A 13,429-nucleotide genomic window follows, 5' to 3' on the forward strand; every position below is an offset into this window, starting at 1 on the left:
CACGAAATTGACACATAGTTCAACCCGCGCATAGGATTGCGTCCAACGCCTGTGGCTGACAGCCATGACTCATCCAATAAGAAAAGGCCCGCGGCAGTTCAGTCGTCCGCGGGCCTTGTTTTTTCTGGAGAAGGTCGACACCGGAAAGTGATAGGGGCCTGGTGTCATAGCGCGTACTCAACCAGTAATAAGGAATATAAGAACATGTTGAAGCAACGGATGAGTCTGATCGCTCTGGGGATTTTGAGCGCATCGACAGCCATGGCGAACGACCAGGAGCAATCCAAGGGTTTCGTTGAAGACAGCCACCTGAACATTGCAGCACGCAACGCCTACATCAGCCGTGATTACAAAAACGGCAAGCAGGACAAAGCAGAGTGGGGCCAGGGCTTCATCGGCAAGTTCGAGTCCGGCTTCACCCAGGGCACTGTAGGGGTGGGTGTGGACGTGATCGGCCAATACGCCATCCGTCTGGACGGCGGTAAAGGTCGCAGCGGCGCCGGCGGTATCGACTTCTTCAAGCAAGGCGACAGCGGCGAAGCGGCCAACGACCTGGCCAAGGGCGGCGCAGCCGTCAAGGCGCGTATTTCCAACACCGTGATCAAATACGGTCAGCAGATGCCAGCCGTGCCGGTCCTGCAGTACGACAACTCGCGCCTGTTGTCGGAAACCTACGAGGGCACCTCGATCGTTTCCAAGGAAATCGCCGGCCTGCAACTGGACGCCGGTCACTTCACCAAGGAAGCGCGCAAGAGCGCCGAAGGCAGCGACAGCGGCCGCCTGAAGAGCATCAACTACATCGGTGGCAGCTACAAATTCACCGAAAGCCTGTCGGCTGCCTTGTACGCCTCCGATATGCAGGACGTGCTGAAGAAGCAATACGTCAACGTCAACTACGTGCTGGCGCTGCCAGAGAAACAGTCGCTGACCTTTGACTTCAACGGCTACAAAACCAAGCTGGACCGCAGCTTCGCCCTGGAAAACCAAGGTGATGCGGACGCCCGCGACAACAAAATCTGGAGCCTGGGCGCTACCTGGGCTGTTGGCCCGCACAGCTTCACCATCGCTCACCAGCGCAGCACCGGCGACACCGGCTACCTGTACGGCGGCTACCGCAACGCCGGCGGCATCGGCGATGGCGGCAATACCATCCTGCTGGCCAACTCCTACTGGTCCGACTTCAACGGCAAGGACGAGCGCTCCTGGCAGGCCGGCTACGGCATCGACTTCACTACCTTCGGCGTACCGGGCCTGACCTACAACGTTGCCTACGTGCGCGGTACCAACATCGACGACGGCACCGGCCGTGGCGATGGCACCGAGCGTGAAATCTGGAACCAGTTCAAGTACGTGGTCCAGAGCGGCCCGGCCAAAGACCTGAGCCTGCGTGCGCGTGCCTCGTGGTTGCGCGTTTCCAACAACGCCAGCAACTACAACGTAGGCGGTAACGAGCTGCGCCTGTTCGCCGACTACCCGATCAATGTTTTCTGATTGATCGCACGTCGTGCCTGATGCCAGGCAATAAAAAACCCCGACTGGCTCGGGGTTTTTTTATGCTTGAAAAGCATGCTTATTGGAGGGTGATGGTGACTTTGCCTTTTGCCCTGCCTTGCTCGACGTACCGCAACGCCTCTGCGGTCGATTCGAAAGGGAAGGAGCGATCGATGACCGGTTTGATAACGCCCGCCTCGATCAGCGCAGTTATTTTCTGCAGTTGTATTCCATCGGCCTGCATGAACAAAAAGGCATAGCTCACCCCGCGCTTGCGGGCTTTCCTGCGAATGCCGCTGCTCAGCAGGCGCATGACCTGCCCCAGCACCCAGGGCAAGCCTTGCGCTTGGGCAAATTGCGCGGTCGGCGGTCCTGACAGAGAAATAAGCTGTCCGCCAGGCTTGAGCACCTTGAGTGATTTCTCCAATACATCGCTGCCGAGACTGTTCAATACCACGTCGAAATCGCGCAACTCGTTGGCAAAATCCTGCTGTTTGTAATCGATGACCACATCCGCCCCAAGTGCTTTCACCCATTCGACATTCGCGCTACTGGTGGTGGTCGCAACGAAGGCGCCGAGGTGTTTGGCGAGCTGGATGGCAAGCGTGCCGACACCGCCGGAACCGGCGTGAATCAACACCTTATGGCCTCTTTTTACCTGGGCGGTTTCAACCAGCACCTGCCAGGCCGTCAAGGCGGCCAAGGGCATGGCCGCCGCTTCGGCCATGCTCAGGTTCGAGGGTTTGAACGCCAGCGCGTTTTCATGCACGGCGATCAACTCGGCAAAGGTCCCGATCCGTGACTCGGGAGGACGTGCATAGACCTCGTCTCCCGGCTTGAATCGCGTGACCGCCGCACCTGTGCGAACCACCACCCCGGCCAGATCATTGCCCAATATCAATGGAAACCTATAGGGCAGGATCAATTTGAATTCCCCCGTGCTGATCTTCGCGTCCAGCGGGTTCACGCTCGCTGCATGTACCTGGATCAGCACGTCATGCACACCGACCACAGGGTCAGGCACTTGGCCAATCACTCCATTCTGCTTGCCGTAGCGATCGATAAAAAATGCCTTCATGGTAGATAGCGCTGCGCCACGGTGGATTGCTTGATCTGCGCCAACAGTCCCTGGCGCGCGGTTTGCAGCGCATCCCAACGCTCGCCTTCCTGCAGCGCAGGAATGGTCACCGGTTCGCGACGGTCGAAGCCAAGCAGGGCGGCATCCACCAGCTCACCCACTTCCATGATTTCGCTCAAGGTGTTGATGTCGATACCGGCGCGATCCCAGATCTCCGTGCGGGTCGCGGCGGGCAGCACGGCTTGCACGTAAACACCCTGAGGCGACAGTTCCAGGCTCAGGCCTTGGGACAGGAACAGCACAAACGCCTTGGTCGCGCCATACACCGACATGCCGAACTCAGGCGCCAGCCCCACCACCGAACCGATGTTGATGATTGCGCCTTCACCTGCCTTGGCCAGGCGCGGTGCAATGGCGCTTGCGAGCCGCACCAGCGCGGTGGTGTTGAGGGCCACCAGTTGCGCAACGCTGTCAGTGCTTTGCTCGATAAAAGTGCCCGATTGTGCGGCGCCGGCATTGTTGACGAGGATGCCGATGCGCGCATCATCGCGCAGGCGCGCTTCGACGGTGTGCAGGTCGCCGAGTTGCGTCAGGTCGGCCTGGAGCACTTCGATGGCGACGTTGTGTTCGCCACGCAAGGTGGCGGCAAGCGTTTCCAGACGTGAGTGATCGCGGGCGACCAACACCAGATCATGCCCGCGTTGGGCGAAACGCTCGGCATAAACCGCGCCGATGCCAGTGGAGGCGCCAGTGATGAGAACGGTAGGGCGAGTAGTCATGATGTCAGCTCTTTATCAGGAACAGGGAGTGGGATTGATGCGGATAAAACCAGGCTCTATCGGTTCTCGGCAGCGCTTGATTCGGCCAGCGTCGGGTAGTCGATGTAGCCCGTCGCACCGCCGCCGTAGAGCGTGGCGGGGTCGAAGGCGGACAGTGACGCACCGGCCTTGAACCGCTCCACCAGATCGGGGTTGGCGATAAAAGGGCGACCAAAGGCGATCAGGTCGGCCTTGTCATGCGCAAGGCGCGCCTCGGCCAGGTCCAGGTCATAGCCGTTGTTGGCGATGTAGGTGTTCCTGAAGCGCTGACGCAAGGCGTCGAAATCAAAGGGCGCCACGTCGCGTGGCCCACCGGTCGCGCCTTCGACGACGTGCAGATAAACGATGTCCAGCGCATTGAGTTGGTCGACGATGTAGTCGAACTGCGTTTGTGGGTCGCTGCTCGATACACCATTGGCCGGCGACACCGGCGAAAGGCGGATGCCCGTGCGATCGGCACCAACCTCGGCAACCACCGCAGCCGTCACTTCAAGCAACAGCCGCGCCCGGTTTGCGATCGAACCGCCGTAGGCATCCGTACGCTGGTTGGCGCCGTCCTTGATGAACTGATCCAGCAAATAGCCGTTCGCACCGTGGATCTCCACGCCATCGAAACCTGCGGCGATGGCGTTTGCCGCTGCTTGGCGGAAATCATTGACGATGCCCGGCAGTTCGTCAGTCTCCAATGCTCGCGGCTCGGAAACGTCCTCGAAGCGATTATTGACGAACACTTTGGTCGCGGGCCGAAGCGCGGAAGGCGCGACCGGCGCCGCGCCTTGGGGTTGCAGATCCACATGGGAAACACGGCCCACATGCCACAGCTGCAGGAACATTTTCCCACCCTTGGCATGCACGGCATCGGTCACCTGGCGCCATCCTTCTATCTGCGCCTGCGTGTAAATGCCCGGCGTGTCTTGATAGCCCTGGCCCTGCTGCGAAATCTGCGAGGCTTCGGAAATCAGCAAGCCCGCGCTGGCCCGCTGGCTGTAATAGGCAGTTGCGAACTCACTCGGGACAAGACCCTCGCCGGCGCGGTTGCGCGTCAGTGGCGCGAGAACCACACGGTTCGACAGCGTCAGGGTGCCCAGTGTGTAGGGAGTAAACAGATTCAGATCGCTCATGGGTGTTTGTTCCGTGCCCGTGGGTGAAAGTCATGACGCTTGTGATTAGGATGATGATCGGAATCTAAACTGTCAACGGTTTTGATTATGAACGACATCTATGTATCATTAGCCAATGAATTCAGCGGTAGCGAGGTAGCGAACATGCGCGTATCCAAGGCCCAGGCCCAGGCAAACCGGGAGCACATCGTCGAAACGGCTTCAGTGGTGTTTCGCGAGCGCGGCTTTGACGGCGTCGGCGTGGCCGACCTGATGGCTGCCGCCGGCTTCACCCATGGCGGCTTCTACAAACACTTCGGCTCCAAGGCGGACCTGATGGCCGAAGCCTCGGCCAACAGCCTCGCGCAATCGTTGGCCAGCGCCGAAAAACTGAGCGTGAAGGAATTCATCGATCTATACGTATCCAGGGAACATCGCGACGGCCGCGCCACGGGTTGCCCCATGGCGGCGCTATGCGGCGACGCGGCGCGTCAGTCGGGGGAGTTGAAGTCGGCCTTTGCGCAGGGCATTGAGCACATGTTGCAGACGCTCGGCGAAAAATGCCCGACCGGTTCGGATGAAGCGCCTGAGGAGGCCAGGGCGAAAATGATCGACCTGCTGGCGCGGGCGGTGGGCGCGATCATGTTGTCGCGGGCTTGTCCGGATGATTCGGCGTTGGCGGATGAGATTTTGGAGGCGTGTAGGGCGCGGATGGGTGGGGCATTGTCGATTGAGTTGTAAAGGGCCATGTAGGCCATGCCCACACGCCTCTGGATTAAATCTTTCTGACCTTGCGCGCCATATCGTTAGAACGTGTTTTGAGCTTGCCCATCGGCTGACTAGCCGATCTACCAGGCAGGATGAAATCAAGTTTGCGAATGTTGGTGGCGCTCATCCCGAGTCATCGTCGCTCCAACGCCTTTCATCGGATGATGTCTCCAGGCTAGTATCGAGAAGATCAGCAACCGTATGACAAGGAAGGTCGTAATGGATCTACACAACGAGTTCGAAAAAAGTAAATTTTTTCATAGCGCTCGGATCGACCGTCGCTCCGCAGACGCATTAGTTGGCTTGGCCGCTGGCTTGACGGCTGATGGAGTGGTGACCACTGGCGAAGCTCTATTTTTAAAACAGTGGCTGGACACCAATTTGGTTCATCTTGATGATCCAGTGATAAATCTTCTGTACTCCCGCTTATCCAGCATGCTTCAAGACAACGTCTTGGACCCTGACGAATCCCAAGAGCTGCTTAGTCTTTTGCAAAGCTTCTCTGGCCTGCCTTTACAACTTCCTAAGGGTGTTGAACCGGGTTTTGTCGCGCCTAACGATTTGCCTTTCAATGCACCCGCGCCTGATCTGATCTGGGACGGCAAGATGTTCGTTTTCACCGGGATCATGGCTTACGGGCCCCGCAAGGATTGCCAAGCGTTGATAGAAGAGCGTGGGGCGCTGATTGCTGGAGGGGTGAGTAAGAAAGTGCATTATCTGGTCGTTGGCAGCATCGGTAACGAGCAATGGCGTCACAGCAGTTATGGCACCAAAATCATGAAGGCGGTAGAGCTTCGCGAAGCGGGGGCGCCGATAGCCATTGTTGGTGAGCGTCATTGGCAGCAAATGCTGTTTGGCTGAGGCGCCGTTGCTCCCGGGCGACGCTGGTAGCGAGATTGAACGCGCCTGATTGAATGCCGCAACGACGTTCATGCCCTTGTTGCTCAATTAGTCTTGAGATTGCGATCACGAGCAAGCTCGGCTCTTACAGAGTGAGGTATCGCAGGCGTTCGTTGCTGTATTGGATGACGCCTTTGTAGCCTTCGACAGCTCCTGCAAAAACCATACGCAACATCGAGAAAGGCCCACCTTACGGTGAGCCTTTCTCGATGTTGCGTATGGTGCGGTACCAGGAGTCGAACCGTATAAAAAATAATAATTATATTAATAAGTTGCGCTCATCTTCAGCTCTCATCTGCCCCTGTTTATATCCCTAAGAGCTTGGTGCTCACCTTACGTTTTACGTTTAAGCCCTCGGCGAAGCTGCGTGGCCAGTTATCCTTTGCCTAGAGAGCGAGAGCTCCTATGCGATTGGCCACCGAGTAAACACAACATCCAGCTATTGCTGTCAATTTAAAATAAGCAAGCCAGAGACCTAGGGCTTCAACCGACAAAGATAGAGACAGTTTGCTCAAACACTCAAAATCGTAGCCCGATACCTAGCCAACGAAAGCTTTCAGGGCTATCTTGGGGGAATTGCGCCAAACGCTACGCCAGTTTCACATGTTTAATTATAAAAAATCGGTTAAAGGGAATGAGCATGCGATTCGATGGAAGCTTAGAGGAGCTCAAGAAAAAACTTGAACCACTCGCCTCAGCCGGGGAGTGGCGAGAAATAAATAATAACCAACACCAATTTAAAACAAAAAGCAAAGGGATATTAAATTGGTACCCGTCAACTGGTGGGATTTTATTTCAAGGTAAAGCTCATTTTGCTCGAAAGCTTAGAGCATCCGTAGAGCCGCTATTGAATACTGAAGCTCATAATGAAGCTGATGGCAGAGAAGTGTCGGGGAGTGCTGAAGAAATAGTTGCGGAGCTATCTGTAGAGGATACCTCGGAAAATACATACTTTATAGACGATACATATTCTGATTCCGAACTTGTAATAGGGCTCGTTGGGACAATCGGAACAGATCTCCCCGAAGTGTCAAAATTAATAACTGATCGCTTGAAAATATTCAAATACGAAACTAGAAATATAAAAATATCTGCTGACATAATTGCAAATATCGGGAACCCTTCGCAAAGTGCACATGAGTTTGAGAGAATAAGCTCTTACATGGAAGAGGGTAATAGGCTACGCAAAGAAAGTCGAGATAATTCGATATTGGCTTTAGGGGCTGCGGCACAAATAAATAAGTCCAGGGGGAAACAAGAACCACTTCGGCGGAACGCCTTTATTATAAATTCATTGAAAAGCCCCGCCGAAGTACAAAAACTCAGAAAAATATATTCAGATGGTTTTTTTCTCATTGGCGTACACGCTGATCACACACGAAGGTATGAGTTTTTAACAAAAGACAAATCAATGACAAAAGAGCAAGCCTCTAGACTAATAGAAAGAGACGCAGACGAAAGAGAAGAGTACGGTCAACACACTCGCGATACCTACCATCTTTCAGACTTTTTCATTGATTATAATGGCAATTCGGATTCTCTAAAAAAACAAATATGGAGAATTCTAGATTTGCTTTTTGGCAAGCCATATATAACGCCAACATTTGATGAGTATGCTATGTTTATGGCTTTCTCAGCTTCTTTAAGGTCTGCAGATCTTTCCCGGCAAGTTGGTGCCGTACTTACAAAAAATCGCTGTATAATCTCGACGGGGGCCAATGACGTGCCTAAAGCCCATGGGGGGCTGTATTGGCCAGACAAAGATGAAGCGACTCAAGAAATCACTGATGTCGCCGATGGCCGAGACTACATGAAAGGAGAAGATTCGAATGCGATCCAAAAGCGGTTAATAATTGAGGGCATAATAGAAGCGGTGCCTGAGAAGTATCGAGAGGAGCTGACGCCGCTTATCAAAAATAGTAAAATTAAAGACATTACTGAATATGGACGTGTTGTTCATGCTGAAATGGAGGCGCTACTTTCCAGTGCGAGATCTGGTGTTAGTACTGCAGAAAGCGATTTGTACTGCACAACATTTCCCTGCCATAATTGCGCTAAGCATATAGTTGCGGCAGGAATTAAGCGAGTTGTATATGTCGAGCCTTACCCAAAAAGCAAGGCCTTAGAGTTTCATTCAGACTCAATTTCGCTAGACAAAAGCAGTAAAAATGTCGTTTTCGAACCATTTATTGGCGTTGGACCTAGAAGCTTTTTTAACCTATTCTCCACAAATCTCGGTAGCGGGTATCCAGTCGCCCGCAAAACTGAGCATGGCCAAACGATTGACTGGAAAGAGACTGATGCTAAATTGCGCACCCAGATGTTGCCTTGTTCGTACATGGAACGTGAAACCATAGCTGCAGCTCTGCTATCAAGGTACATAGAGGAAAACTAATATGAGTAGCAAAAAGCAAGATTTTATCAATTACCTCAATGAATCTCGCCGGGTCGTAGAGCAATGGCCAACCTGGAAGCAAGAGTCTTTGAAGGCTGCGCAGGGAAGCCCACGCTCGCCATCTCCTCCTCGAGAACGCGAAAAAAGCTGATTCCAATTAAATTTAGGCCAAATCTGATATCGGTTTGGCATAGCCTTGAGCATAAATTATCAGCGTATATCCCCTAGCGTTACACTGCATGGGATGTACTGATATTAGTATCGGCAAATAGTGCCTGCGCCTCAGCACGTCCTAGCCGTCGCTTGACGTGCTCCTCTCAAGATCGAGGTCAAACATCGACATGCTGCGGCACCGGAGCTGCCTTGGTCTCAGGGCAGTAATGGTAAAGATCAGAAACTGATTAGCCATTACGCTAGGCATTATAATCAACCGGCTATATGGCCATGCTCAGAGCAGTATATGCGCTTAATACTATAAGGTTAATGGTATCCGAGCATCACGTGACTAGACGGAGCACTGGTTTTTTTCCAAGGAGAAAAGGGGACTGATTTATTTTTTTCTCTCTGTCCCGTCCTGAATAAGGTTTACACTTTCTGATCTATTTTTCAGGAGGACGTAATGGAATCAGCTAAAAGGCGGAGTCAGCGCGACTACACGCTAACCTTTAAATTGTCGGTCGTCGATCAGGTCGAAAAAGGCGAGCTGAGTTATAAAGAGGCTCTGTACGAAACCCTGGAATACTCATAGTCGCCCGTGGCAATTGGGCCTTCACTTAAAAATTAGCAGGGACGACATGAGAGAATTATTACATTCACGTAAAAATAAACCTCTATTGGATGTCTATGTATTTTCTTATTTCAAACTGAACAAGGTCATCTTGGGAGTTTACATAGTCAGCGAATTCGCTATTGAATTTAACCTCTCCAAGCTCACTTATTGAAATATTGCCTGTCTGCTTGTCACGCTCCAATTTATTCACTAAAGACCCACTAATGCCCATCTTGACGAATTCGGCATTTGTTTTTTTGTTGGTTCCGTAAATATGTAGATTGTACTCATTCTCAGTAATCAGCCTCAAGTCATGAAGGGCTTTCACGTATTCATTGAGTCTATAAGAGACAAAGTCACTTTCTATCTTGATTTTCACTAGCGCCAAGTTTACCAATTCTTTGTCTGTTTTTTTTGATAGATCTATGTATACATTGCTGCCATGTACGCCGTCTGCCCTGTGTTTGGCTATCTCGCCATAGGAACTTCCAATGAAAAACTCTTTTCCACTATCGATAAGTTTAATGCTGTGGAAATACTTCACTGTGTCTGATAAGTGATCTTTAAGATTTAGGCGATGGAGATTTCTTGTGAATAGTTTGTAGAAATCTCTAGCTTTTGGGTGCTGAAGGCGAAGAAACGTGGCATCTGAAATCTGATTTTCAAGAGCCTTGATAAAATATAAATACACTTTGTCAATTACGTCGGATGTTATCCATTCCTCACTTGAGGAAATTGTACCTAGGCGCCTTTCAAGTAGGCCAAACACTCTCTCAGGATTATAGCACACAGAAGAAATGCCTGACTCCATAAGCGTGTGCTTTACTTTGCTAGACTCGTCCCCATCACTGTGTATCAAAAAGTCCTCTTTGCTCTGGATATATTCAAATTGATTAACTTTCCTCTCTAGAGTCTCTATACCATCTTGATCTATATTTTCGCGTGCTATGTCTAAGTCTTTAATGACTTGGCTCAAGTCGAAATTCAGCAGTAGAGGGTTTTCTATGTTGTCTTTAAATATTCCATTTTTTAGAAGTCTTATTTTATTTTCCATCTTTCCACCCTTCCGATTAAACTGGTCAGAGTTTACGAAATGTATAGGTGGAAGAAGTTTGTCGAGAGATTTTCTGCTGTCATCGAACACATCGTTAAGTCTATTTACCCTGCCAATCAAGTTGGTTAATGATTTTCCATCCAGATCGTAAGTGTTTAGAATAAATAGGTTGTCGATCGGCAGGTTAACCCCCTCTAGAATTACTGAATTCGCAATCAGGTATTTTAGCTCTTTGGTTTGTGAAAACTTGTGCTCCAAATATTCTTTTACTAAATCCGGGAGCTTTCCATGCAAATAAATCATCCCCTTTTTTATATGCTCTACGCAATAGAAGTCACTATGAACGTTGTTTGAAATGGTCTGAGATAAAACGCCGAGCACACTTGAGCCAATATATGGTAGCTCCTTGCTTATAAGCATGGAAAGCTCTTCAACTTTCTTCGGCGCTCGGAGGTATAGGAAGTTCTTCTCTTTCTTGTTTTTTATTATGTAGTCTACGAAACTCGACTCATTCCCTAAGCGATAAAACTCATTCATGAATCTATTGTAGGCGTGCTGTTCTCCATTTGATTTATATTCATAGATTTCTGGTTCTTTAATATTGCTTGCTATGCGCCGTTCAAAAAAATCCTGATTTTCATCAGTTTTAAGATTTTCTGTTTCAGATACCAAGGGTGATAAATAATAGTTTGTCGACTCCGGATTTCTAAGCCTATTCCTACGTATTAACCTTGTTAGCAGAATACTTCTTCCATCCATTTCAAATAAGTTGTGGGCTTCATCAATTATCAGCAGTTCAAAAGATATATCTTTGTTTTTTAATAGCCTGAGAGCACGCTCTTGAGTGAATATGGAAATAAAATTTCCTGCCCCATCATACATTTCATCATGAAATATAATGTGGCGGAGCGGGAAATTAGCTTTGATTAACTTGTAAGTTTGTATAAGGAGTGATTTGGTTGGTACGATGATTGCGGTTCTATTGGGATTCCTTGCTTTTATTATATCTATAATTAATGTGCTTTTTCCAAAAGAGGTTGGCGCGATGTAACAGTTCTCCTTGCTACCGCTGTTAATTATTTGCTCTCGATATTTTTTCTGCTCGTAGGTTTCAGTTATGTGTTTGTTTAGAAATTTTTCCAACTGGTACTCTAAAGTGAAGTTTGTGCTTGTTGAATTCTCGGTTAATTTATTTTTTGATATGTACTGCGCTACCGGGTAGATCCCAAAGTTTGAGCTTGCATCTAGTAGTGGTTGATAATAATTGTTATTAATCGCGCACTTCAAGGTAATATAGTATGCAATCTCAAAGTACGGGGATCTTCTCTTGTCGCCACTGTATTCGTTAAAAAATACAATTGCACAGCTTAGGATGAACTCCAGCTCTCTATTGTCAAGCTGGATGTTTAGAGAGGTCTTCCTCATAACTTCTGAAAATAATTTATTGCTCTTCAGCCAAGTCAGGCTAATTGCCATTTTACTTCTCCAGGTATTCAACAAAGCTATTTAGGCTAGATTTTGTCAAGCACATAGCTTTAATCGTTTTTCCGTCAAAGCTTAATACGAAGCTGTTATCATTTAAGATTTCAGCGCTCGCTGTTGAGTCCCACACGCCATTTAGGAATATCGTTGAACATGTGATTATATTGAATTCGGTTATCTTGTTAAAAGTTCCTTGGTCAAACATATCCTGAAGATTTTTAATTTTCTTTCTGATTGATTTTTCCGTTCCTACATCTATATGGGAAGCATGGTTGTAGGCATTTTTCCATGGGTTGTTTTTACCTTTCTCGCTTTTCCCAGAAACGTACTTTTCTAAATCGGAGTAGGCATGTTTAAGCTTGTCTTTGTGACTGATTATTTTACTGGATATAGAGCCGGATTTACTTTCAAGTAGATAGGTTTCAGAGTCTTTAGAGAAAAAACCATCAAACCCTTTTTTTATTGATCCTTCTTCTAGATTAAAGAATAGGAATTCCTGTTTGTAACCAATCATTCTTAAGTATAAATGAGCAAAAAGCTCCGCGGCTGCTCCCATTCGAGTATTGGTATCTTTATCTTCCAGAAATTTTCTCAGCCTTATTTTAACTAGGTATAGCTCGCTGTCAGAGCTGCCCTCACATATCGATACTAAAAAACCATCAAGATATTTAGTTATTTTGGTATCCAACGATTCTATATTGATGACATGTAGTTCGTGTGTGGGAGATATTAGCTTTATTTCAACTGGAAGCATTTTTATAGCCCAGGTTTTTTCGCTTGGTAATAGGGGGGACGCTGCCATGGCCAGACCTCTCCAACAAATCGGTGGATCTGCTTGGTCCTGCCTAACGTATTTAGAGTGAGATTGTGCATCTGGAAAGAGATGTGCTTGCCCGGCTTCCGGGCGAGCAGTCGCACCGAAAGTTCACCGTGATAGCCTTGGCTTAGCGGCCGCTTGAGCCGAGCGAGAAAAAATGCGCCCGGAAAAATCCAGTTCGGCATGCCCCAGATCTGGGCGATGATAGGGGTGAAGTCCATTTTTCAACCTCTCCAGAAATCCTTATCCATCCGCATCTTACCGAAATTTCGAGCAATGGCACGATAGTATTGCGCGATGCTGAGAAGGTGTGTGGTCGCGTTGAGATTTAGCCCCCGTCTACCGACCAATGCCATTATCAAACTCCTCTCGAAGCGAAACCTTTAAAACCATCCCCACGTCATCCCACCAAGAATGTTGAGTGTTATCAGGGATCAAGGCCCCTGCGACCTGTGAGGGGTGTCCACTAACGCGGGACTGGCGGCTCCTTACGACCGGGAGCTTGGGCATCTCATGATCTGGCCTCCTGAACACTTCCAAAGAAGTGGGCGTGTGGAGCCTGCACTGGCTGACGAGACCGGCGCCGCGAGATCCTGAGTCGGGTGAAGGCAGTGATGCGATGACCGGGGCATACCTGACTGTCAGTCAGGTGCAGTCCATTCCGTGGGCTGCGGCACCATCATCTGCATTGCTGTTGCTAGTGGCTTCGGTGTTTGTCACGCCAATTGTCACGAGGGGGAATGCCGCAAAGCCCTGT

Annotated in this window: 10 protein-coding genes; 4 read left to right on the top strand and 6 right to left on the bottom strand. The window is 49.7% G+C overall.

The window, feature by feature from the left end; genetic code table 11:
• Nucleotides 1–204 precede the first annotated feature (204 nt).
• Nucleotides 205–1,491, top strand: a complete 1,287-nt coding sequence (locus BFQ04_RS06240; RefSeq protein WP_065932609.1) for an OprD family porin — start codon at nt 205–207, stop codon at nt 1,489–1,491.
• Between the two features lie 79 nt (nt 1,492–1,570).
• On the opposite strand, the gene BFQ04_RS06245 is transcribed toward BFQ04_RS06240, so the two are convergent.
• From BFQ04_RS06245 to BFQ04_RS06255, 3 genes are read right to left on the bottom strand one after another with little or no spacing between them, the layout of a single operon-like run.
• Nucleotides 1,571–2,569, bottom strand: coding sequence for an NADP-dependent oxidoreductase (locus BFQ04_RS06245; protein WP_065950054.1), 999 nt, complete (start codon nt 2,567–2,569; stop codon nt 1,571–1,573).
• Nucleotides 2,566–3,348, bottom strand: a complete 783-nt coding sequence (locus BFQ04_RS06250; protein WP_065950055.1) for an SDR family NAD(P)-dependent oxidoreductase — start codon at nt 3,346–3,348, stop codon at nt 2,566–2,568. The genes BFQ04_RS06245 and BFQ04_RS06250 overlap by 4 nt, the downstream gene beginning before the upstream one ends.
• 56 nt (nt 3,349–3,404) lie before the next feature.
• Nucleotides 3,405–4,508 carry an alkene reductase gene (locus BFQ04_RS06255; RefSeq protein WP_065950056.1) on the bottom strand — a complete coding sequence of 368 codons (1,104 nt, stop codon included), beginning with the start codon at nt 4,506–4,508 and terminating at the stop codon, nt 3,405–3,407.
• Nucleotides 4,509–4,652: 144 nt separating this feature from the next.
• Between BFQ04_RS06255 and BFQ04_RS06260 the strand changes: the two genes are divergently transcribed.
• The 3 genes from BFQ04_RS06260 (at nt 4,653) to BFQ04_RS06270 (ending at nt 8,550) form a co-directional block, all read left to right on the top strand.
• Nucleotides 4,653–5,228, top strand: coding sequence for a TetR/AcrR family transcriptional regulator (locus BFQ04_RS06260; protein WP_065950182.1), 576 nt, complete (start codon nt 4,653–4,655; stop codon nt 5,226–5,228).
• Between the two features lie 246 nt (nt 5,229–5,474).
• Complete coding sequence (locus tag BFQ04_RS06265; protein WP_065950057.1) at nt 5,475–6,116, top strand: BRCT domain-containing protein; 642 nt, start codon at nt 5,475–5,477, stop codon at nt 6,114–6,116.
• A 679-nt stretch (nt 6,117–6,795) separates the two neighbouring features.
• Entirely contained in the window at nt 6,796–8,550 is a 1,755-nt protein-coding gene (locus tag BFQ04_RS06270) for an anti-phage dCTP deaminase (RefSeq protein WP_175413253.1), read from the top strand.
• 830 nt (nt 8,551–9,380) lie between these two features.
• On the opposite strand, the gene BFQ04_RS06275 is transcribed toward BFQ04_RS06270, so the two are convergent.
• From BFQ04_RS06275 to BFQ04_RS06285, 3 genes are read right to left on the bottom strand one after another with little or no spacing between them, the layout of a single operon-like run.
• Nucleotides 9,381–11,849 carry a DEAD/DEAH box helicase gene (locus BFQ04_RS06275; RefSeq protein WP_065950058.1) on the bottom strand — a complete coding sequence of 823 codons (2,469 nt, stop codon included), beginning with the start codon at nt 11,847–11,849 and terminating at the stop codon, nt 9,381–9,383.
• 1 nt (nt 11,850) lies between these two features.
• The gene (locus BFQ04_RS06280; protein ID WP_256544558.1) at nt 11,851–12,657 is read right to left on the bottom strand and encodes a hypothetical protein; all 807 of its coding nucleotides are present in this window, start codon (nt 12,655–12,657) and stop codon (nt 11,851–11,853) included.
• Nucleotides 12,612–12,893, bottom strand: coding sequence for a hypothetical protein (locus BFQ04_RS06285; protein ID WP_065950060.1), 282 nt, complete (start codon nt 12,891–12,893; stop codon nt 12,612–12,614). Before BFQ04_RS06285 ends, BFQ04_RS06280 begins: the two co-directional genes overlap by 46 nt.
• Nucleotides 12,894–13,429 lie beyond the last annotated feature (536 nt).

The sequence above is a fragment of the Pseudomonas sp. 37 R 15 genome, from assembly GCF_900004865.1.
GTDB lineage: Bacteria > Pseudomonadota > Gammaproteobacteria > Pseudomonadales > Pseudomonadaceae > Aquipseudomonas > Aquipseudomonas fluorescens_AM.